The 19,669-nt window shown below is 70.2% G+C and carries 17 protein-coding genes and 1 pseudogene; 9 read left to right on the top strand and 9 right to left on the bottom strand.

Features of this window, described 5'->3' with window-relative positions:
• Positions 1 to 156: 156 nt before the first annotated feature.
• Together H1D24_RS17230 and H1D24_RS17225 are read right to left on the bottom strand one after the other, a co-directional pair.
• Positions 157 to 1,581, bottom strand: coding sequence for a PP2C family protein-serine/threonine phosphatase (locus tag H1D24_RS17230; protein WP_181658460.1), 1,425 nt, complete (start codon positions 1,579 to 1,581; stop codon positions 157 to 159).
• Between the two features lie 255 nt (positions 1,582 to 1,836).
• The gene (locus H1D24_RS17225; RefSeq protein ID WP_181658459.1) at positions 1,837 to 2,304 is read right to left on the bottom strand and encodes a nuclear transport factor 2 family protein; all 468 of its coding nucleotides are present in this window, start codon (positions 2,302 to 2,304) and stop codon (positions 1,837 to 1,839) included.
• 175 nt (positions 2,305 to 2,479) lie between these two features.
• Between H1D24_RS17225 and H1D24_RS17220 the strand changes: the two genes are divergently transcribed.
• Positions 2,480 to 2,899 carry a TOBE domain-containing protein gene (locus H1D24_RS17220; RefSeq protein ID WP_181658458.1) on the top strand — a complete coding sequence of 140 codons (420 nt, stop codon included), beginning with the start codon at positions 2,480 to 2,482 and terminating at the stop codon, positions 2,897 to 2,899.
• Positions 2,900 to 3,120: 221 nt separating this feature from the next.
• On the opposite strand, the gene H1D24_RS17215 is transcribed toward H1D24_RS17220, so the two are convergent.
• Positions 3,121 to 3,375, bottom strand: a complete 255-nt coding sequence (locus H1D24_RS17215; RefSeq protein ID WP_181658457.1) for a hypothetical protein — start codon at positions 3,373 to 3,375, stop codon at positions 3,121 to 3,123.
• 197 nt (positions 3,376 to 3,572) lie between these two features.
• Here H1D24_RS17215 and H1D24_RS17210 point away from each other — a divergent pair, with 197 nt between their 5' ends.
• The 4 genes and pseudogenes from H1D24_RS17210 to rocD all read left to right on the top strand — a co-directional run bounded on the left by H1D24_RS17210 (position 3,573) and on the right by rocD (position 7,402).
• Positions 3,573 to 4,478, top strand: a complete 906-nt coding sequence (locus tag H1D24_RS17210) for a LysR family transcriptional regulator (RefSeq protein ID WP_181658456.1) — start codon at positions 3,573 to 3,575, stop codon at positions 4,476 to 4,478.
• Positions 4,479 to 4,505: 27 nt separating this feature from the next.
• A pseudogene (locus tag H1D24_RS17205) lies at positions 4,506 to 4,988 on the top strand (Lrp/AsnC family transcriptional regulator); the annotation flags it as partial.
• 324 nt (positions 4,989 to 5,312) lie between these two features.
• The gene (gene ddaH, locus H1D24_RS17200) at positions 5,313 to 6,158 is read left to right on the top strand and encodes a dimethylargininase (protein ID WP_309484354.1); all 846 of its coding nucleotides are present in this window, start codon (positions 5,313 to 5,315) and stop codon (positions 6,156 to 6,158) included.
• The gene (gene rocD, locus H1D24_RS17195; RefSeq protein WP_181658454.1) at positions 6,155 to 7,402 is read left to right on the top strand and encodes an ornithine--oxo-acid transaminase; all 1,248 of its coding nucleotides are present in this window, start codon (positions 6,155 to 6,157) and stop codon (positions 7,400 to 7,402) included. The genes ddaH and rocD overlap by 4 nt, the downstream gene beginning before the upstream one ends.
• A 59-nt stretch (positions 7,403 to 7,461) precedes the next feature.
• Here rocD and H1D24_RS17190 read toward each other — a convergent pair whose 3' ends face one another.
• From H1D24_RS17190 to H1D24_RS17170, 5 genes are all read right to left on the bottom strand, one after another.
• Complete coding sequence (locus H1D24_RS17190; RefSeq protein WP_181658453.1) at positions 7,462 to 7,965, bottom strand: GNAT family N-acetyltransferase; 504 nt, start codon at positions 7,963 to 7,965, stop codon at positions 7,462 to 7,464.
• Positions 7,966 to 8,079: 114 nt separating this feature from the next.
• The gene (locus H1D24_RS17185; protein ID WP_181658452.1) at positions 8,080 to 9,354 is read right to left on the bottom strand and encodes a DUF4032 domain-containing protein; all 1,275 of its coding nucleotides are present in this window, start codon (positions 9,352 to 9,354) and stop codon (positions 8,080 to 8,082) included.
• A gap of 379 nt (positions 9,355 to 9,733) precedes the next feature.
• Complete coding sequence (locus H1D24_RS17180; protein WP_181658451.1) at positions 9,734 to 10,204, bottom strand: DUF5709 domain-containing protein; 471 nt, start codon at positions 10,202 to 10,204, stop codon at positions 9,734 to 9,736.
• Positions 10,205 to 10,529: 325 nt separating this feature from the next.
• Positions 10,530 to 12,053 carry an MFS transporter gene (locus H1D24_RS17175; RefSeq protein WP_181658450.1) on the bottom strand — a complete coding sequence of 508 codons (1,524 nt, stop codon included), beginning with the start codon at positions 12,051 to 12,053 and terminating at the stop codon, positions 10,530 to 10,532.
• A gap of 286 nt (positions 12,054 to 12,339) precedes the next feature.
• Positions 12,340 to 12,747 carry an ArsR/SmtB family transcription factor gene (locus tag H1D24_RS17170; RefSeq protein ID WP_181658449.1) on the bottom strand — a complete coding sequence of 136 codons (408 nt, stop codon included), beginning with the start codon at positions 12,745 to 12,747 and terminating at the stop codon, positions 12,340 to 12,342.
• A gap of 213 nt (positions 12,748 to 12,960) precedes the next feature.
• Between H1D24_RS17170 and H1D24_RS43590 the strand changes: the two genes are divergently transcribed.
• The 3 genes from H1D24_RS43590 (at position 12,961) to H1D24_RS17155 (ending at position 15,830) form a co-directional block, all read left to right on the top strand.
• Positions 12,961 to 13,722: a chaplin gene (locus tag H1D24_RS43590; RefSeq protein WP_181658448.1), complete on the top strand. Its 762-nt coding sequence runs from the start codon at positions 12,961 to 12,963 to the stop codon at positions 13,720 to 13,722.
• A 237-nt stretch (positions 13,723 to 13,959) separates the two neighbouring features.
• Positions 13,960 to 14,757 (top strand): VOC family protein, encoded by a 798-nt coding sequence (locus H1D24_RS17160; protein ID WP_181658447.1) that lies wholly within the window; start codon positions 13,960 to 13,962, stop codon positions 14,755 to 14,757.
• Between the two features lie 89 nt (positions 14,758 to 14,846).
• On the top strand, positions 14,847 to 15,830 hold the full coding sequence (locus H1D24_RS17155) for an aldo/keto reductase (protein WP_374064250.1): 984 nt from the start codon (positions 14,847 to 14,849) through the stop codon (positions 15,828 to 15,830).
• Positions 15,831 to 15,872: 42 nt separating this feature from the next.
• Here H1D24_RS17155 and H1D24_RS17150 read toward each other — a convergent pair whose 3' ends face one another.
• Entirely contained in the window at positions 15,873 to 17,756 is a 1,884-nt protein-coding gene (locus H1D24_RS17150; protein WP_309484353.1) for a helix-turn-helix domain-containing protein, read from the bottom strand.
• A gap of 140 nt (positions 17,757 to 17,896) precedes the next feature.
• Here H1D24_RS17150 and H1D24_RS17145 point away from each other — a divergent pair, with 140 nt between their 5' ends.
• The gene (locus tag H1D24_RS17145) at positions 17,897 to 19,648 is read left to right on the top strand and encodes an FAD-dependent oxidoreductase (RefSeq protein WP_181658445.1); all 1,752 of its coding nucleotides are present in this window, start codon (positions 17,897 to 17,899) and stop codon (positions 19,646 to 19,648) included.
• Positions 19,649 to 19,669: the final 21 nt, after the last annotated feature.

The raw sequence follows: 19,669 nt of genomic DNA, 5'->3' as shown, positions 1-19,669 counted from the left end.
TTCCCACGACCGAGCAATTCCCAAGACTGAGCAAGCACCGGAACTGCCCAAGTGGTCGGCTCCAGTGCCTACTCGGGTTCAGCATGCCCCGGAGCCAGGTGGTCGGACTCAGCGTCGGACTCCCGGACTCAGGCCCGGGGACGGCTCCAGGCTCCCTCAGTAGATCCTCGCGACCAGTACGCAGGCATCGTCCTCGCGCTCGATCTCGCCGAACTCCTCGACCACCGTCCGCACACAGTCCTGGGCGGTGCGGGCCTCGGCGAAGCGTGGCGCCAGTGCGAGCAGTCTGTGCTGGGCGGCGGCGCCGGTGTGCCGCGGAACCAGTCCCTCGGTGTGCAGCAGGAGCAGATCGCCGGGCTCGAGGGTCTCTTCGGCCTGCTCGTACGTCGCGCCGGAGGTGGCCCCGAGCAGTACGCCGTGCGGGGGCGTCAACGCACACCCCGTTCCGCTGCGGAACAGCAGCGGGGCGGGGTGTCCTGCTTGCGCCCATACGAGGGTGCGGGTCCCGGGGTTGTAGCGGCAGCAGACGGCGCCGGCGAGAGTCGGCTGGACGGAGGCATCCAGTAACTGGTTCAGCCAGCCCATCAGTTGGCCGGGCTGTGCTCCGGCGACGGTCATGCCGCGCATGGCGCCCAGCAGCATGGCCATGCCGGAGGTGACGGTGACGCCCTGCCCGGTGAGATCGCCGACGCTCAACAGGGTCTGGCCGTCGGACAGTTCAAGTGCGTCGTACCAGTTTCCGCCCATCAGCGCACTTGCCGAGGGCGGCAGATAGTGGGCGGCGATGTCGAGGGTCTCGGGGCCGCCGTGCGGGAACCGCAGGGCGCCGCGCCACGGGGGGAGCACGGCTTCCTGCAGTTCGACCGCAAGCCGGTGCTCGGTCTGCGCGATGTGCCGCCGGCGTTGCAGCGAGTCACGGGTCTCGCTCACCGTCCGTTGGCTGCGGCGCAGTTCGCTGACGTCACGCAGGACCGCCCACATCGAGGCGGTGGTGCCGTCGGTGTCGAGCACCGGCTCGCCCATCATGTGCACGGTTCGGGTGCCGCCGTCGGGGCGCACGATGCGGAACTCCCCGTCGATCGGCTTCCCGTCGATCAGGCAGTCCGTCACCATGGCGGTCAGTCCCGCCTGATCGTCCTCGTGCACCAGCGCGGGCAGTTCGTCGAGCGTGAGGGGGGGAGCTGCTGGGTCGCGGCCGAGGATCTGGTACAGCTCCCCGGACCAGGTCGCCTCGTCCGTCAGCAGATTCCACGCCGCACTGCCCACCCGGCTCAGCAGCGAGTCGGGACGGGGCTCGCCGGGTGCGGTGCGGGGGTGGGGCGGTGCGGTTTCCGGGACTGCCGGCTGAGGCCCGTCCCGCAGTAGTGCGAGGTGCTCGTCCAGATCGTTGAGCTGATGCACCGCCAGATCGCACAGTGCCCGCTGCCAGCGGCCTTCGGGGTCGCTGTCGTCTGCCAGGCCGTCGCGTCGCACGGCGTCGACATCGCCGAGGAGCCTACGGGTCTGCGAGATCAGCGCGTCGACCGAGCCACGGGGAGGCGGCTGGGCAGCTGAGCGGTCCGCAGAGACATGGGACGGCATGACGTACTCCGATGCAGGACGGCACGACCAAGGCTGGAAGAAGGACCGGCTATGACTGTTGCACAGGCTGGTACCTCATGTAAGGGATTTGGCAACACACGATTCGGTGATGCTTCTGGCATATGTCAAAGTCCCTGGTTGACGGCGCTCTCGTGAACACGCTTTTGGGAGAAAGGAGTTGGTCCAGCGCGACTGGGTCGTGCCGCGCGGGGCGCATCGGGGGGCCGCATCGATTCGGGGACACGGCGAGACGGGCTAGGCACTTTTGGCGCCGACGCCCAGGGGTGGCTGCCCCTTCGTCCAGATGGGCCGGACAGCGACTCGGCTGAAGCGCCAGCCGTTGGGGGTGCGGCGCAGTTCAGCCTCGAAGCGGCCACCCACGGTGAACAGTGGGTCGGCGTCGGCGCCTCGCTGCTGGAGCGTGGCGTCATGGTGTACGTGGGTCATCAGGGCGTTCCATGAGGCCGTCACCCATTCCGTCCCGGCGTCCGTGTCGAGGATGACGCCGGAGGCTATGTGCTGGGTGCGGTCGTAGCGCCCGAGCGCCTCCTCGGTGGCGCGGACGGCATCGGTTCCCTGGGACGTCCCCAAGGGCGTCTCCATGCGCACGTCGTCGGTGAGAAGGTCGCGGGCCCAGCCTGCTGTGAACCTGCGCTCGTCCAGGGCGCGGAAGAGCCGGTGGACGAGTGCCCTGATCTCTGCGTGATCCGTCTGTGTGGTCATGACCAGAGGCTCTGACCTCAAGCGGACTTGAGGTCAAGCCCACTGGGGATATCTGAGTGCTGGCTCTCCGTTCGCGCGCCCGGGCGAAGTGTGCCTACAGTGCCCGCGCCAGAGCGGACGAGAGCCGATCCTTTCGCCCAGCCGCCTTCCGAATGTCAGACGGAGGCCAGCAGCCGTGAGCTTGAGCATTCGCAACCAGATCCAGGGCACCGTCGTCGCCATCACCTCCGGGGAGGCCATGGCCACCGTGAAGGTCGGCCTCGCCGGCGGCCGGCACATCACGGCCGCCATCACCCTGGAGGCGGTCGGGGAACTCGGTCTCGCCGAGGGCTCCACGGTCCGCGCGCTCGTCAAGTCGACAGAGGTCGCGCTGGCCACGGCACCGGTCACGGGCATCAGCATCCGCAACCAGATCCCGGGCACGGTCGCTGCCGTCCGTGTCGGTCGCGCGATGGCCTCGGTCCGCGTGAGCGTCGAGGGCGGTGAACTCACCGCCGCGATCACCAGGGAGGCCGTCGAGGAGCTCGGCCTGACCAGCGGCTCCGACGTCGTCGCGCTGATCAAGGCGACGGAGATCGCACTGGCCGCCGCCTGACCGAGGGGGTACGAGCCCTCAGGCCACGGAGTCGGTAACGAAGGGTCACCACTCACCGTCCGCGACCGGGCTGCCGGGTGCGTCGCCCAGTGGCTTCACCTGTCCCGGTGAAGGCTGCCAGGGCTTGTGATCGGCGCCCAGCCAGTCTCCGACCGCCTTCACGCCGCCGAGGGCGTCGGAGGGCGCCAGATCCGCGCCGTCCCATGTGTCAGGGTGTCGGCCTACGGCTCACGGCGCACGGACCCGCAGGGCTCCTGGGACGGTCGGCGTACCTGGCCGACCGTTGCCGGACGGCCGCGTGACACGATCCGTACGTCGGTGTCCTGTGCGCCGTCCGACTGCCCGACGATGCGCACCTGTAGGGAGCCGCAGGCGCAACGCGTCCACACCGTCTGTCCCTGGGTGGTCGCGTGCCGGGACACCACCTCGTACGGCTGGGCGTCCGGCCACCCGCAGTGGGGGCAGTAGCTCGTCATGGCCTGCTCCTTCGTCGTATCGACTGCCGTTTCGGTCCATCGGGATTCGGTTCAGCGACTGCTGCTCATCGGCGCGGCTTGCGGCGTCACCAAGCCGACGGCACGTCGCTCACCGTGCCGCTACCAGCAAGCGTGGCCATGCCCTTCCCTGTCCGTCCAGGTTGACTTTCTGGACCCCACCTTGAAGCGTGGGCTACATGATTGACTTGCGCCGTCTGCACGTGTTGCGCGCGGTCGACCACTACGGCACGGTCACCGCCGCCGCACAGGCCCTGCACTTCACGCCGTCCGCCGCCTCCCAGCAGATACGTCAGCTCGCCCGTGAACTGGGCGTCGTGCTCCTCGAACCGCAGGGCCGAGGGGTGCGGCTCACGCCCGCCGCCAGAGGCCTGCTCGCGCACGCCGACGCGATCGAGGCGCGCTGGGAGCAGGCCGAGCACGAACTGCGCGGCGGTGACGACCAACCTGCCGGACTGCTGCGGCTGAGCGGGTTCGCCGTGGCGATCTCGAACCTGCTGGCTCCGCTGGCGGCCACGCTGAGCGCTCGTCATCCGCGGCTGACCGTGCGCATCCAGGAGGCCGAAGTCCCGGAGAGCTTCAACCTGTTGTTCGAGGGGGAGGTCGACCTCGCGATCGTCGAGGCGACACCCGAGAATCCGTCCCGCGGCGACGGGCGCTTCGACCAGCAGCCGCTGATGGACGACCCGTTCGACCTCGTCGTAGCGGACAAGCACCCCTTCGCCGCACGCGACCGCGTCCAGCTCGCCGAATGCGTGACCGAGGACTGGGTCGTGCCGCTGCCCACCTGCCCGTGCTGGCCGCACGTCGTCGCGGCCTGCAGCGCCGCCGGGTTCACGCCGAACGTCGTCCACCGCGCGGAGGAGTGGAACGCCACCGCCCATCTGGTCGCGCACGGCCTGGGCGTGGCCCTGGTCCCGCGCCTTGCCCTCATCCCGCCGCATCTGCCCGTCACCCGCGTGGCCTGCGCGGGCACGCCGCACCGGAAACTCCTCACGTGCACGCGCAACGGTGCGCGGCAGCGCCCTGCCGTCGCGGCCGCCTTGGAGGAGCTGCGTGCGAATGCGCTCACCGCCGTGGCCTGACTGAGCAAGAAAAGGACTCCAACGCTCATGGCGCACCAGCCGCTCTCTCTGGACGACCTGGACCGCAAGATCCTTTCGGCTCTCGTGGCCAATGCCAGAACAAGTTTCGTGGAGATCGGCCACGACATCGGCCTGTCCCCGGCAGCCGTGAAGCGGCGTGTCGACCGGATGCGGGAGGCCGAGATCATCACGGGGTTCACCACCCTCGTCCGCCCCAGTGTGCTGGGCTGGCGCACGGAGGCATACGTCGAGGTGTACTGCGACAGCGCCGCACCGCCGCGGCGGCTGGCCGAGGTCGCCCGCACCTATCCGGAAGTCGTGGCGGCCATGACGGTCACCGGCGATGCCGACGCGCTGCTGCACATCCGCGCGGCCGACATCGAGCACTTCGAGGAGGTGCTCGAACGCATTCGGGCAGAGTCCTTCGTCCAGCGCACCAACAGCGTCATCGTGCTCAGCCATCTGCTGCCGGGCAGCCCGGAGGCCGCCTCGACCGAACCGTCCGCCGATGTCTCCGCCGCGCTGTCCGGCGGCGCGTCCGCCAGGCCTTCCGACGTCGCCTCGGCGAAACCGTCCGATGCCGCCTCGGCCAAGCCGACCTCCGCCGCGAACGAGCCGTCCGGCAGGGGGGCGGCCGAGCCGTCCGGCAGAGGGCCCGCCGAACCGCCCGGCGAAAAGAACCGCCGCTGAGCCGCCGAGAACGCAAAACTCCTGCGTGGACACGCAATCGCCGCTGGTTGTGCGGAGTTTCCCGGTCTTTCTACCGTTGAGGGCATCACCCACTGTCACCTGGCATCACGCCATGTCAAGCGCTTTCGCGGAAAGGAAACCCCTGTGCCGCTCACGCGTCTCGCGCCCGCGCGTCCCACACCCGAACGTCTCGCGCGCACGCGCCGCTATCTGCTGTGCCAGCCCCGGTATTTCGCCGTCGAGTACGCCATCAATCCCTGGATGCAGGAGGCCACCGAAGTCGATCTGGGGAAGGCCCTGGCCCAGTGGCAGGGCCTGGTCGACACCTATCGGGGCCTCGGCCACATCGTCGAGACGATCGAACCGGTGCCTGGCCTGCCCGACATGGTTTTCGCCGCCAATGGGGCGGTCGTGGTCGGCGGCCGGGTCCTCGGCTCACGGTTCCTCGCCGTACAGCGACAGCCGGAGGCCGCCGCGTACCAGGCGTGGTTCAAGGCGGCCGGATTCGACGTCCGCGAGCCGGACGCCGTCTGCGAGGGCGAGGGCGACCTCGTCCCGGTCGGCACGTATCTGCTGGCGGGCACCGGCTTCCGTACGACTCCCGCGGCACACCAGCAGGCCCAGGAGTACTTCGGCATGCCGACGGTGACGCTGTGGCTGACCGACCCGAACCTGTACCACCTCGACACCGCACTGTTCGCGCTTGATGACGACAACATCGCCTTCTACCCCGGGGCGTTCTCGCCCGGCAGCCGGGACGTGCTCCACCGGTTGTTCCCGGACGCGGTCATCGCCACCCGCGACGACGCCATGGCCTTCGGGCTCAACTCCGTGTCCGACGGCAGGCATGTCGTCATCGCGCCCCGGGCCACCGGCCTCATCGCCCAGCTCGCCGACCGCGGATACATCCCCGTCCCCGTCGATCTGTCCGAACTGCACAAGGCCGGCGGAGGCGCCAAGTGCTGCACCCAGGAGGTACGTTCCGCATGACCGCGACCACGCACACCACCGGCGCACCGCTGTCCACCGAGCCCCGCTCCTCGGCGGACCTCATCGGCGCGGAGGCCGGTACCGTCGCGCACAACTACCATCCGCTGCCCGTCGTGGTCGCGCGCGCCGAAGGCGCCTGGGTCGAGGACGTCGAGGGCCGCCGCTATCTCGACATGCTCGCCGGCTACTCGGCCCTCAACTTCGGCCACCGCCACCCAGCGCTCATCGCGGCGGCACACCACCAGCTGGACCAGGTCACCCTGACCTCCCGCGCATTCCACAACGACCGCCTCGCCGGCTTCGCGGAAGCGCTCTCCGACCTCACCGGGCTCGACATGACGCTGCCGATGAACACCGGCGCCGAGGCTGTCGAGAGCGCTCTCAAGATCGCCCGGAAGTGGGCGTACGAGGTCAAGGGCGTGGCCCCGGACCAGGCCACGATCGTCGTCGCGGCGGGCAACTTCCATGGCCGTACCACCACCATCGTCAGCTTCTCCGACGACCCTGTCGCGCGCACCGGCTTCGGCCCCTTCACGCCTGGCTTCCGCACGGTGCCGTACGACGATCTCGCGGCCCTTGAAGCGGCGATCGACGGCACCACGGCAGCCGTGCTCATCGAGCCGATCCAGGGTGAGGCCGGCGTTCTCATCCCGACCGACGAATATCTGGCGGGCGTACGCGAACTGACCCACCGCAAGGGTGTGCTCTTCATCGCCGACGAGATCCAGTCCGGTCTCGGACGCACCGGCACCACCCTGGCCGTGGCGCACGAGGACGTACTGCCCGACCTGCTGCTTCTGGGTAAGGCCCTGGGCGGCGGCATCGTCCCGGTGTCGGCGGTCGTGGGCCGCCGCGACGTCATGAGCGTGCTGCGCCCAGGGGAGCACGGCTCGACCTTCGGCGGGAACCCGCTGGCCGCGGCCGTCGGCTCCGCGGTCATCGACCTGCTGCGCACCGGCGAGTTCCAGCAGCGCGCCCGGACCCTCGGCGCGGTCCTGGCGGAGGGCCTGGACGATCTCGTCGGCCGCGGTGTGCTGCGCTACCGTTCGCGCGGACTGTGGGCGGGCGTGGACGTGGACCCGGCGATCGGCACCGGACGCGAGGTCAGCGAACGCCTGCTCGCCGAGGGCGTCCTGGTCAAGGACACCCACGGCTCGACGATCCGTATCGCACCGCCGCTGACCATCACCCGGGAGGAACTGGGCTCGGCCCTCGGGGCGTTGGGGAAGGTGCTCGGCGCCTGAACGTTCTCATCCGAGGCGCGCCTCCTTGTCTGAGGCGCGCCTCCTGTCGATCCCTGCGATCAGCCGGTGTCTCGTCGGTCACCGGGTGGATCGGGCCGGGACAGGGGCTTCCGGAGGATGTGGTTGAACCCGAACTCGGTCTCTGTCTCCCGGACATCGGTATAGCCGAGTTTGAGGTAGAACCCGTGGGCGGTGAGGCCGGCGCCGGTCTCCATGTGGTCGTAGCCGTCGTCCGCGGCCAGGATCTCGATGTGCAGCATCAACCGGCGGCCGATGCCCCGCCCGGCCAGATCGGGATCGACGAACATGCTGTAGACCCTGTTGCCGTCCCGTGAGACGGTGCCGACGACTCGCTCGTCCTCCCCGACCACGTGATCCACCGCAACGTAAACGAGGCGGCACCTCGACAGTTCGATGAACCGTTCGGCCGTGAAGTGCCCGCACATCCTGTCGATGATGTCGGCCGGGTAGTCACGACTGTTCACCTCGCGCAGGCAGCGGTGGACGATTTCGGCGACTCGCGGGGCATCGGCGGAGCGGAACGGCCGGACTGTGATCGCCACAGCACCTCCTGATGCAGCTCGGCCTGCTGAGCCTGACTCGGGCCAGGATGCCTCAGACCGGGGCTTGGTGAGGGCGGTTGCACCGTCACGTTGTCGAGTCCGGCGACCGCTCCGTCACACCGGCGTCGGCGTGCCGTCCGAAGCGTCGTCCTCCGCGTCGTCCGAGGTCCCCGGGACGGCGCCCGGCCGGCGCGGCAGGACGTTGGTGACGTAGTCCTCGACGGCCGCGTCGAGACCGATGTCGTGCTGGGCGCGCTCCGACAGGTACCAGCGGTGCTCGAGCAGTTCGTGGTACAGCTCGGCCGGGTCCACGGACGCGCGGAGGTCCTGTGGGACGGCGCGCACGGTAGGCCGGAAGACATCGCGGACCCAGCGGTGGGCGAGCACCTCTGGGCGGGCACCGAGGGGGTCGCCCGGGGCGTAGTCGTCCTGGGTCGCCATCCAGCTCTCCAGGTCGTTGAGGAGCCGGCGGGCCTGGTTCTCCTCGGTGTCGAGACCGGTCAGGCGCAGCAGTTGGCGCTGGTGGTGGCCGGCGTCGACGACCTTGGGGACGAAGGTGATGGTGTCGCCGTTCGAGGAGTGCTCGATCTGCATCTCGGCGACATCGAAGCCGAGATCGTTCAGACGGCGGATACGGCGCTCCATGTAGTGGTGCTTGCCCGCCGGATAGACGGAGGTGCGGGTCAGCTCGTCCCAGAGAGCGCTGTAGCGCTCGCATATCTCGTGGCCGAAGGCGATCGGGTCCACGGAAGGATGGAGGTTACCGGCCGCCTCCAGGTCCAGCATCTCGCCGCTGATGTTCACGCGGGCGAGGTCGATGTCGTACTCGCGCTGCCCCCGGCTGAGGGCCGGGTGCAGATCGCCGGTCTCCGCGTCGACCAGATACGCGGCGTAGGCGCCGGCGTCACGACGGAAGAGCGTGTTGGACAGCGAACAGTCGCCCCAGGCGAAGCCGGCCAGATGCAACCGGACGAGGAGCACGGCGAGCGCGTCCATGAGCCGGTGCACCGTGGTCGGCCGCATGGTCGTCTCGAACATCGAGCGGTAGGGCATCGAGCCGCCCAGATGGCGGGTGATCAGCACGGGCTCCAGCGGCTCGCCGTCCTGGTCGGTCCGGCCCGTGACGACCGCCAGGGGATCCACGGCGGGGATGCCCAGCCGGTCGAGGGTGCGCAGCAGCTCGTACTCGCGCACGGCAGGCCGCTCGGCGAGCTCCTTCACGGCCACAACCTCGGCCCCCGCGCGCGCGTAGCGCACGACATGCCGGGAGATGCCGCGGGGGAGCGGCACCAGATACCGCTCCGGCCACTCCTCGAGCGGCAGATGCCACGGCAGCTCGAGGAGGAGCGCCGGGTGTTCGGGATTCGTGGCGCTGATCTGCAAAGCCATCCGTCGCCTCGCGTCACTCGGGAGCAGGGGCCACCAGTGTGGCCCGGCGGGCTGCCCGGGTGCGAAGGGGGTCCCGATATGCCGTACGGGCACCGGGGGGCAGGGAAGCGGAAGGCTGGGACGACTGCTCGGACCAGGCTGCGGGAACAGGAATGCGGTCCCGCGTATACATCTGCGACCGTGCGCCTAAGCGACGTGCGCCTAAGCGAGTCGCAGCTCTGTGCGCCTAGCGAGTCGCAGCTCGCAGGTCACCAAGGAGCGGGGGAGTGGAATGCCTGCTTCGGTCATCCCCGCCCGCCCGCTCGACGACAGCCGTGCGGGCTCGTCAGCGTGGGTGGCGCGCCCGCCCCGGACGCGTGCATACCCCGCACAGGACTCGTCACTCGGTCTCGACGGTCTCCTCGACGACATGCACGGCGGCCTCCTCAGCCGACGCGGCCGCACCGTCGATGCCCACGTCGTACGCGATCAGCCGGCTCTCGTCGTCCTCGCGTACCCCTTCGTCGGGCGCCACGAGCCGCCCGGCGCGTCGCCCACCGACCTCGTCGTCGAGCGGCTCGCCGTCGGTGTCCCAGGTGTCGCCGATGCCGTCGCCCTCGGGCGGAGCGACATCCGGCAGCTCCTTGGCGAGGCGTTCGTCGAGCGATTCGCCGTGCTGCTGCTCCGAGGCGGTGACGCCGGTACTCTCGACCGCCCGCGGGCGCTCGGGCGGTGAGTACCCCTCGTCGAAGGGGTCCCGCACGCCCTCGTCGATCAGCGTGTCCTCGGCGTCGAGCAGGCCCTCGTCGTCCTGCACCTCGGACCCGTCGGGCTGGTACACGTCATCTCCCCAAGCTGCGTCGATCTCCATGCGCACCTCCTCCGGAGCGTCGCGTTGGGCCGGACCGGAACCGTTCGGCAGGGCATCTCCCGCTTCGCCGTCGATGACCTATGACCACCGCGTGTCTACGACCATTGTGGGGCGTCCCGGTCGGCATTGGCCTGCCGGAGCCACCACGGCCCGCCGGCCGCGCGCCGCCTCCCTCCTCGACATGCCCGGTATTCCGCCCGTCCGGTCCCCAGGTCCAGGGACTTCTCGCGGCGTCGCGGACGGTCGCGGCGGGCCTCCGTAGCGGCCGGTCCGCGTGCACGCGCGCGTGGGCGCACGCGTGTCAGCCCGCGTGCAGCCCACGCGATCAGTCCGCATCGGCAGCCGGCCGTGCGGTGGTGGAGCCCGGTTCCAGGGCGGGGGCGTTCAGCCCGAGGTGCGAGCGGCACATCGGTTGCGGGGCGCCGCGGAGACACCTCCGGCCTTGCGGCCGGACGAAGAGCGCCGCCACGGCCGAGCTGAGCACGAACAGCAGCGCACAGCCGATCGCGGCGCGGTGGAAGGACGTGTTCACGGCCTCGGCGGCCTGGTAGGCGTCGCCCGACAGACCGACCGCGAGCGGCAGCCCGGCGACGACGAGGAGCTGGGCGATGCGCGCCGCGGTGTTGTTGACACCGCTGGCAAGCCCCGCGTGGCCGGCCTCGACGGAGGCCAGCACCGTGGCCGTCAGCGGTGCCACGAAGAGGCTCATGCCGAGGCCAAGAGTCACCACGGCCGGGAGCACGTCCGTGACGTACGGGGACCCCGGCCGCACGCGCAGCATCAGCAGGACCCCCGCCGCGGCGATCAGCGGCCCCGCCGTCAGCGGCAGCGCGGGCCCCACCCGCCGGGCGAGGTCGCCGGCGCGCGCGGACAGCAGCAGCATCAGCACCGTCACCGGAAGCGTTGCGACGCCCGCCTCGAGCGCGTTGTATCCCAGGGCCGTCTGCAGCTGCACGGGCAGGAAGAAGAAGATGCCGCCGATGGCCGCGTAGAGCGCCAGCGTCATGGCGTTGGTGGCGCTGAACAGCCGGGACCGGAACAACGAGAGCGGCAGCATGGGGTCGGGTCGCCTGCGCTCCACGACGACGAAGGACACGCCCGCGACGATGCCGAGCAGTGCGGGCAGCACGACGCTGACGGGGGAGGGGTCTCCCGAAGCGCCGATGAGCGCGTAGCTGACCCCTGCGAGGAACAGCGCACCGAGACAGGCGCCCAGCACATCGAAGGGCTTCGCCGCGGCTTCGGGGTCCCGGCTCTCCGGTACGTGGCGCAGCGCGACGACCAGTACCAGCGCGGCCAGCGGAATGTTGATCAGGAAGATCCACCGCCAGCCGGGGCCGTCGATCAGCCAGCCGCCCAGGAACGGCCCGAGCGCCCCGGCGACACCCGTAAGGCCCGACCACGCGCCGACGGCGCGCGACTGGTCGTCGGGGTGGAAGACGGAGCGCACCAGCGCGAGCGACCCCGGCGTCAGCAGGGCACCGCCCACGCCCTGCAACGCACGGGCGGCGATGAGCGTGCCCTCGTCGGGCGCCAGCCCGCACAGCGCCGAAGCCACGGCGAACCACGCCACCCCGAACACCAGCGTGCGGCGGCGGCCCATACGGTCGCCCATGGCACCGCCCCACAGCAGCAGCGCCGACAACGTGAGCATGTACGCGTTCACGACCCACTGCAGTGCCGACAGCGACGCGTCGAGGTCCCGCCCCATCCTCGGCAGGGCGACATTGACGACCGTGCCGTCCAGCATCGCCATCCCGGAGGCCAGCACCACACAGCCCAGCACCCACCGACCGCGCGCGGACGACAGCCTGATGCCGCCCGCAGCACCGGGTTCCGCGGCGCTCACGACCGGCCTGCCGGGCGCCTGAGGTGCTCCAGGTACTCCACCATCGGCGTCACTGTCCTGTCCGGATGCCGGCGCCCTTCGGGCGGGACGCGTTTCGGTCACTCACCACACAGGCTATTGCCCGGGTACAGAGAAGCGAGTCGTCCCGCGCACCGCCGCAGCCACCATCGGTCGGCGCTCCTGACGCCTCGTAGGTACGCCGTACCAGGATCTGCCCACCTCGCGGTGCATCTCATGGACCTGGTCGACGATGTCGTTCAGCGGTGCTGACCCTTGTCGCAGTCGTTCATCGCTCGTGTCGTCCGCCCTGCTCACCGCCGGTCTGTTCGTGCCCGGCTTGCTTTGTTCTTCGTAGTTCTTGGTTCTGCCGGCGGCTCTGGCGCCTGCCCCGGGCCGGCTCCGTGCCGAGCGCGTCCAGGCGCTGCTCCCAGAAGCCCCGGAACCGCTCCAGCCATAGGTCGACCTCGCGCAGGGGCTGGGCGTCGACGGCGTACAGGCGCCGCGTGCCCTCGGCACGCACGGAGGCGAACCCCGTTTCTCGCAGCACCCGGAGATGCTGCGAGACGGCCGGCTGCGAGATGCCGAACTCCGCACGGATCACGGCGCTGACCGCGCCCGACGGCTGTTCGCCCTCGGCCAGGAGTTCCAATATCCGGCGCCGCACCGGATCCCCGAGTACCTCGAATGCGTGCACCCGCCCGACTGTGACAGCCGCAACTTATATAAGTCAAGGGTTAAAGACGCAGGTGGACCGGGTGGATTGCGGCTACTGGTCCTCCGCGCATGCCCAGTTCGACAAATGGGCCACTCGATGGAGTGAGGGCCCTTGGCCATAACTCCCTTGGCCCTTCGGCGTTTTCTCCGGTGCGAGCGAGTGCTCGCGACGATGTCTGGAAGGCAGGGAACCATGAAACGGGTTGCCCGTAATGGACTGATCGCCGTAGCTGTTGCCGGAGGCGCCGTGGCCTCGGTGGGGGCGGCATACGCGGACTCCGGGGCGAACGGCAGCACGACGGGCTCACCGGGCGTGATCTCCGGCAACACGGTCCAGATCCCCGTGCATGTGCCGGTCAATGTGTGCGGCAACACGGTCAACGTCGTGGGGTTGCTGAACCCTGCCGTGGACAACAGCTGCACGAACGGGCCGAGCGAGAACGGGGGCGGTGCCACCGCAGAGGGCCAGGCGCAGAATTCGCCGGGGGTGGTGTCAGGCAACAACGTGCAGGTGCCGATCGATGTGCCGGTCAACGCCAGCGGCAACTCGGTGAACGTCGTCGGCATCGGTAACGCCGCCGTCGGCAACGAGTCCTCGAACGGCTCCGACAGCGCCTCCGAGCCGGTGTCAGAACCCACGACGCCGTCGTCGCAGTGCGGGGACACGGTTTCGGCTCCGCCGTGCGGGAACGGGAACGACACGCCGTCGACTCCCGTCTCGGTGCCGGGCGGCGACGACACGCCGGAGACGATTTCGACGCCTGACGGCGGCGAAGGCGGCGACGAAGGCGGCAACGGGACGCAGCTGGCCTCGGCGCCGCTCTCGCTGGGGGAGACGGCCGGAACCCTCGCGGACACCGGCGCGGACCCCCTGGTACTGGCGTTCCCGGCCGGTCTGGTTCTGCTCGGCGGAACCATTCTGTACCGGCGCTTCAGGCCCGCGAGGCTGGTGTAACACCCGACGGCACAGCACCGTACGGGTCGGGCCCCACCGAGATCGCCGCATGGCGGTGGGGCCCCCTCCCTTCCGGCGGTGCGAGGGAGTCGCGCGCTCGGCGCGCGGGGCGCCGGGTGACTGGCTAGCGTGGCAGAGGGAGCCGCCGAACGGGCGAAGGCGAGCCACCGTCGCGCAGGACCAACAGCCGAGGACCAACAGCCAAGGACCGATCGCCGAGCGGGAGAGAGCAGAGTCATGGCCGTAGAACCTGAGGGCACACCATGTTGGGCCGATGCGATGTTCAGCGATGTCGAGGGAGCGAAGAGCTTCTACGGTGACGTGCTGGGCTGGACGTTCGGCGAGTCGTCGTCGGAGTACGGCAACTACACGCAGGCGTACTCGAACGGCAAGGCGGTGGCCGCCGTCGTGCCTCCGATGCCCGGCCAGGAGGGCCAGTCGGCCTGGTGCCTTTATCTCGCGTCACCGGACGTCGCCGCCACCGCCGAGAAGATCCGTGAGGCCGGCGGCGAGGTGCTGATGGAACCGATGCAGGTCGGTGACTTCGGCTCGATGCTCCTGGCCCGCGACCCCAGCGGTGTGGCCTTCGGGGTGTGGCAGGCCGGAACCCATGAGGGCTTTGAGGCCAAGGCCGAACCCGGCGCGTACTGCTGGGCCGAGATCTTCACGCGGGAGCCCGAGAAGTCGGACGCCTTCTTCCCCGCCGTCTTCCCGTACAGCGTGAAGCGCCTGGAGGACGACGCCATCGACTTCAACCTCTACAACCTCGGGGACGAGGCGGTCCTGGGACGGATGAAGATGACGGAGGAGTTCCCTCCCGAAGTGCCGTCGTACATCAACGTCTACTTCACCGTCGACGACTGCGACGCGGCCGTGGCCCAGGCCACCGAGCGCGGCGGGGTGCTCAGGTTCGGGCCGATGGACACCCCGTTCGGCCGTTTCGCGGCGCTCAGCGACCCGCGGGGCGCGTCGTTCTCCGTGATCGACGTCGCTACGACCACGGGCGATATGCCGAAGGTGTCGGACGTATCGTGACTCGGCCTTGAGAGCGCTCTCACGGGGCTCTCACCCGGCCCCGGCCCGGACGACGAACGGCCTGGGGCCCACAACGTACGATGCGCCTCATGGAACAGCGAGTACTGGGCAGGACGGGCCGGGACGTGTCCGTGGTGGGGCTGGGCACATGGCAGCTCGGCGCCGACTGGGGCGACGTACGGGAAGATGACGCGCTGGCCGTCCTGGACGCGGCCGTCGACGCGGGCGTCACGTTCTTCGACACGGCCGACGTGTACGGTGACGGCCGCAGTGAGCAGCTGATCGGACGCTATCTGCGGGAGCGGCCGGACGCCGGGGTGTTCGTCGCGACCAAGATGGGCCGCCGGGTCGAGCAGATCCCCGAGAACTACGTGCTGGACAACGTCCGCGCCTGGAACGACCGTTCACGCAAGAACCTCGGCGTCGACACGCTCGACCTCGTACAGCTGCACTGCCCGCCCACCCCGGTGTACTCGTCGGACGCCGTCTTCGATGCTCTCGACACCCTCGTCGCGGAAGAACGCATCGCCGCGTACGGCGTGAGCGTCGAGACGTGCGCCGAAGCGCTGACCGCGATCGCCCGCCCGGGCACGGCGAGCGTCCAGATCATCCTCAACCCGTTCCGGCTCAAGCCCCTCGAGGAGGTCCTGCCGGCGGCCGCCGAGGCCGGAGTGGGCATCATCGCGCGCGTGCCGCTCGCCTCCGGACTGCTGTCCGGCAAGTACACCAAGGACACCGTGTTCGCCGCCGACGACCACCGGACGTACAACCGGCACGGCGAGTCCTTCGATCAGGGCGAGACCTTCTCCGGAGTCGACTACGAGAGCGGTCTCGAGGCGGCAGCGGAGTTCTCCGCCCTGGCCCCCGAGGGAGCCACGCCCGCCCAGACGGCTCTGCGGTGGATCATCCAGCAGCCCGGCGTGACCAGCGTGATCCCGGGCGCACGCTCGGCGGCCCAGGCCCGCGCCAACGCGGAGGCCGCGCAGCTGCCGCCGCTCCCCGAGACCACGCTTGCGGCGGTGCGGGAGCTGTACGACACGCGGATCCGGCCTCAGGTACACCACCGCTGGTAGGCGGTCGGCCTCCGGCGGTCCTGAGGGCCGGCCGGAGGCCTGTCACCGATAGCCGCGCAGCTTCCGGTAAAGCGTGGCGCGGCCGATGCCGAGTGCGGCGGCCGCGCGTGCCTTGTTGCCACCGTGGCGGCGCAGTGCCTCGAGTATCGCGTCGCGCTCGGCGCGCTCGATCGCGCTGAGGCGTCGCGTGGCCGGCCTCTCCTGCACGGCGTCCGGGAGCTCGGAGCGCCGCACGGGGCCGGACGCACGGCGCTGTTCGGCCACGGCACGGACGAGATGGGCGAGTTCGGTGACGTTACCGGGCCAGGAGTGCTGTTCAAGTGCGCGTACGGCGTCCAGGGTCCAGGTCAGCGGGGGGTGTCCGGGGGCCGGCTCCGGTGCCAGGCGGGACGCCAACTCCTCGATGTCCTCGGGGCGTCCGCGTAGCGGAGGCAGGACGACGGAACGGGCCGAGAGGCCGTCCAGTAGCCGCTGCAGACAGGGTCCGACCGGCGCGTCGGGCGTGTACGTGATCACGAGGGGCAGGTGCGGGGACTCGTCGAGCAGCGCGATGAGTGCGGCGACGTCGCGCTGGCCGAGACGTTCGGCGTGGCGCAGCAGCAGTGATCGCGCGGGACATCCTGGGCTGTCCTGACGGTTCGTCAAGGTGGCGCAGAGCGCTGCGAGCCTTCCGTCCGGCGCCTTAGCGGCGTCGACCGTGAGCGGCTCGGTGCCGTCCCGCTCCAGAAGCAGGGCGCGGCCCACAGCGGTCTTTCCGGAGCCCCGCTCACCGGTCAGCAGCAGGGGCTGGGAGGAGCTTCGGGCGAGTTCCGCGGCCCGTGCCGTAGCGTGCCGCCACGCGACGGAACTGCCCGCCAGCGCGGCGAGTTTCCCGGCCTGGCGCAGGGATCCGCCCGGGCCCGGTGACCCGGGGCCCGGGCTCGGTGATGTCCTGCGCGCGACGGCGATGATGCCGATGACCGTGTCTCCGTGCCGTACCGGAGTCAGCCGCGCAGCCTGCCCCGAGCCGTCGGGCATGTCCACGTCCAACGGCTCGCGGACTCCCCACCGCTCCTGCGCCTGGTCCCGATCCCGCGCCTCGTCCGGCTCGTGAAGCCCGTACGATCTCTCCCCTCCGCGCGGCCTCGGCACGTCGGAAGCGCTCTCACCGTGCATCAGGGCTACCGCACGGCGTTCCAGATGGCTGAGCGCCTCGGGCGACAGCTGCCGTGCCGCGGCCTCGTTGACGAATCGATTCCTCCCGTCGAGGGCGACCACGGCCTGCCCGCTGACGCTCTCACGGAGGTAGGCGTCCAGCAGCAACCGCTCGGCCGGACGCTGCCACCGGGCCGCCAGTTCCGCCTCGACCGCGGCCGCTGTCGCCTCGGCGAGGGCCGTGCCAGGGTGAGAGCCGCGGCCCGCGCACAGGTCGGTCACCACGGTGACGGTGCCCACCGCGCGTGCCCCTTCGGGTGCGTGCAGGGGTACGCTCACCGCCGACACGTCCTGCCACAGGTCCAGAAAGTGTTCCGGCCCGTGCGCCTCGGCGCGCAGTCCCGTACGGAGCGCCACAGCGGCGCTGTTGTGGCCGACCTCCCGCTCCGACAGATCGTGCCGCAGCGCCGCGACGGGGCGCCGGCCGTGCCACCACAGCACGCGGCAGCGCTCGTCGGCGAGCACCATCGCGTGGTCCCGGTCGCCCAGCACGGGCACAAGGCGTTGCAGCACGGGGGAGGCCGCCGCGAGGAGCGGAGAAGCAGGGGCGGCGGCAAGGTCCCGGTCGGCCGTCAGGTCGCGCTGTACGCCGAAGAATCGTGCACGGCGCCACCCCGCGACGACGTCGTCCGGAATGCCGTCCGGTAGCGGCAGATCGGCCAGAAAGCGCTCACGCGCACGGCGGATCGGCGCGAGAGTCATCGGTGAGCGGAAGTCCTCTGTAGTGGTCACGACAGAATCACCGTATCGGCCACCGCTCCACGAAAGGTACGCGGGGGTGTCCGAGGTGTCTCGTAATGAGACACCCGCGCTCCCTCTCCGGGGGCCAAGATCAATACCTGTTCGTGCCTTTGACGTCAGGAGCGTTACTCGTGCCCCCCACCGTCGAGACCGATGTGCTGATCGTGGGCAGTGGGCCCGCGGGAGCCACGGCTGCGCTCGCGCTGAGCACCTACGGGGTGCCCAACATCCTCGTCACCCGCTACGCGAGCCTCGCCGACACACCTCGTGCCCACATCACCAACCAGCGCACGATGGAGGTCCTGCGCGACCTCGGCGTCGAGGACCAGGTCGTCGCGCAAGCCACCCCGCAGCATCTGATGGGCAACACGGTCTTCTGCACCAGCATCGCCGGCGAGGAGCTGGGGCGCGTTCGCTCCTGGGGGAACGACCCGTACGTACAGGCCGAGCACGAGCTCGCCAGCCCCAGCCGCATGTGCGACATGCCGCAGCACCTCATGGAACCCGTCCTGGTCGACGCGGCGGTGGCGCGCGGCACGTCGCTCCGGTTCGAGACCGAGTACATCTCCCATGGGCAGGACGCGGACGGTGTGACCGCCACCGTCAAGGACCGGATGCGCGGTGACACCTACGAGATACGCGCCAGGTACCTCGTCGGTGCGGACGGCGCGCGCAGCCGGGTCGCGGAGAACGCGGGCCTGCCGACCGTCGGCCGGATGGGCGTCGCGGGCAGTATCAACATCGTCTTCGAGGCAGACCTGAGCAAGTACACGGCTCACCGCCCCTCCACCCTCTACTGGGTACTCGCCCCGGGAGCGACGGTCGGCGGCATCGGCGCGGGACTCGTGCGCTGTGTGCGGCCGTGGAACGAGTGGATGATCGTGTGGGGCTACGACCTCGACGCGGGCGCCCCCGATCTCACCGAGGAATACGCTCTCTCGGTCGTCCGGAGGCTCATCGGCGACGACGAGATCCCCGTGAAGATCAAGTCGTCCTCCGCCTGGACGGTCAATCACCTCTACGCGGAGCGATACGCCGACCGTCGCGTGCTGTGCGCCGGCGACGCCGTGCACCGCCACCCGCCGTCCAACGGACTCGGCTCCAACGTCTCCATCCAGGACGCCTACAACCTCGCATGGAAGCTCAGGCACGTACTCGACGGCACCGCTGCGGCGTCTCTGCTCGACTCGTACTCTGCTGAACGCGCTCCCATCGGCAGGCAGACCGTCGACCGCGCCAACCAGAGCATCGGTGAGACAGCTCCCGTCTTCGAGGCCCTGAACGGGCTCACCCCGCAGACACCCGAGCAGCTGTGGGCCAACATCGCCGCCCGAAAGGACGCCACGCCGGCCGCCGAAAAGCAGCGCGAGAGGCTCCGGGAGGCCATCGCGTTCAAGGTGTACGAGTTCAACGCGCACGGCGTCGAGATGAACCAGCGCTACGTCTCGGACGCCATCGTCCCCGACGGCACCGAGGACCCCGGTTTCGATCGTGACCCCGAGCTGCACCATCAGCCCTCGACCCGGCCCGGCGCCAAGCTGCCGCATGCCTGGATCACACGGGGCGGGCGACAGATCTCCACACTGGACGCCTCGGGCCACGGCCGGTTCACCCTGTTCACCGGCATCGGCGGTGACGGCTGGATCCGGGCGGCCGAGGCCGCCACGAAGGCACTCGGCGTCGAGATCGCGGGCGCGGTCATCGGCCCGGGGCGGCAGTACGAGGACCCCTACGGCGACTGGGCGCGGGTGCGCGAGATCGGCGACGCCGGTGCCCTGCTCGTACGGCCGGACAACTACATCGCCTTCCGTCACACCACCGCGCCCGACGACGCGGAGAGGCAACTGTCAGAAGCCCTGAGGCGGATTCTCGGACGAGACTGAGCAGGGCTGCCGAGGACACGC

The sequence above is a fragment of the Streptomyces himalayensis subsp. himalayensis genome (genome assembly GCF_013778455.1).
Classification (GTDB): Bacteria; Actinomycetota; Actinomycetes; order Streptomycetales; family Streptomycetaceae; genus Streptomyces; species Streptomyces himalayensis.
This window is presented reverse-complemented; position numbering and strand designations above follow the sequence as displayed.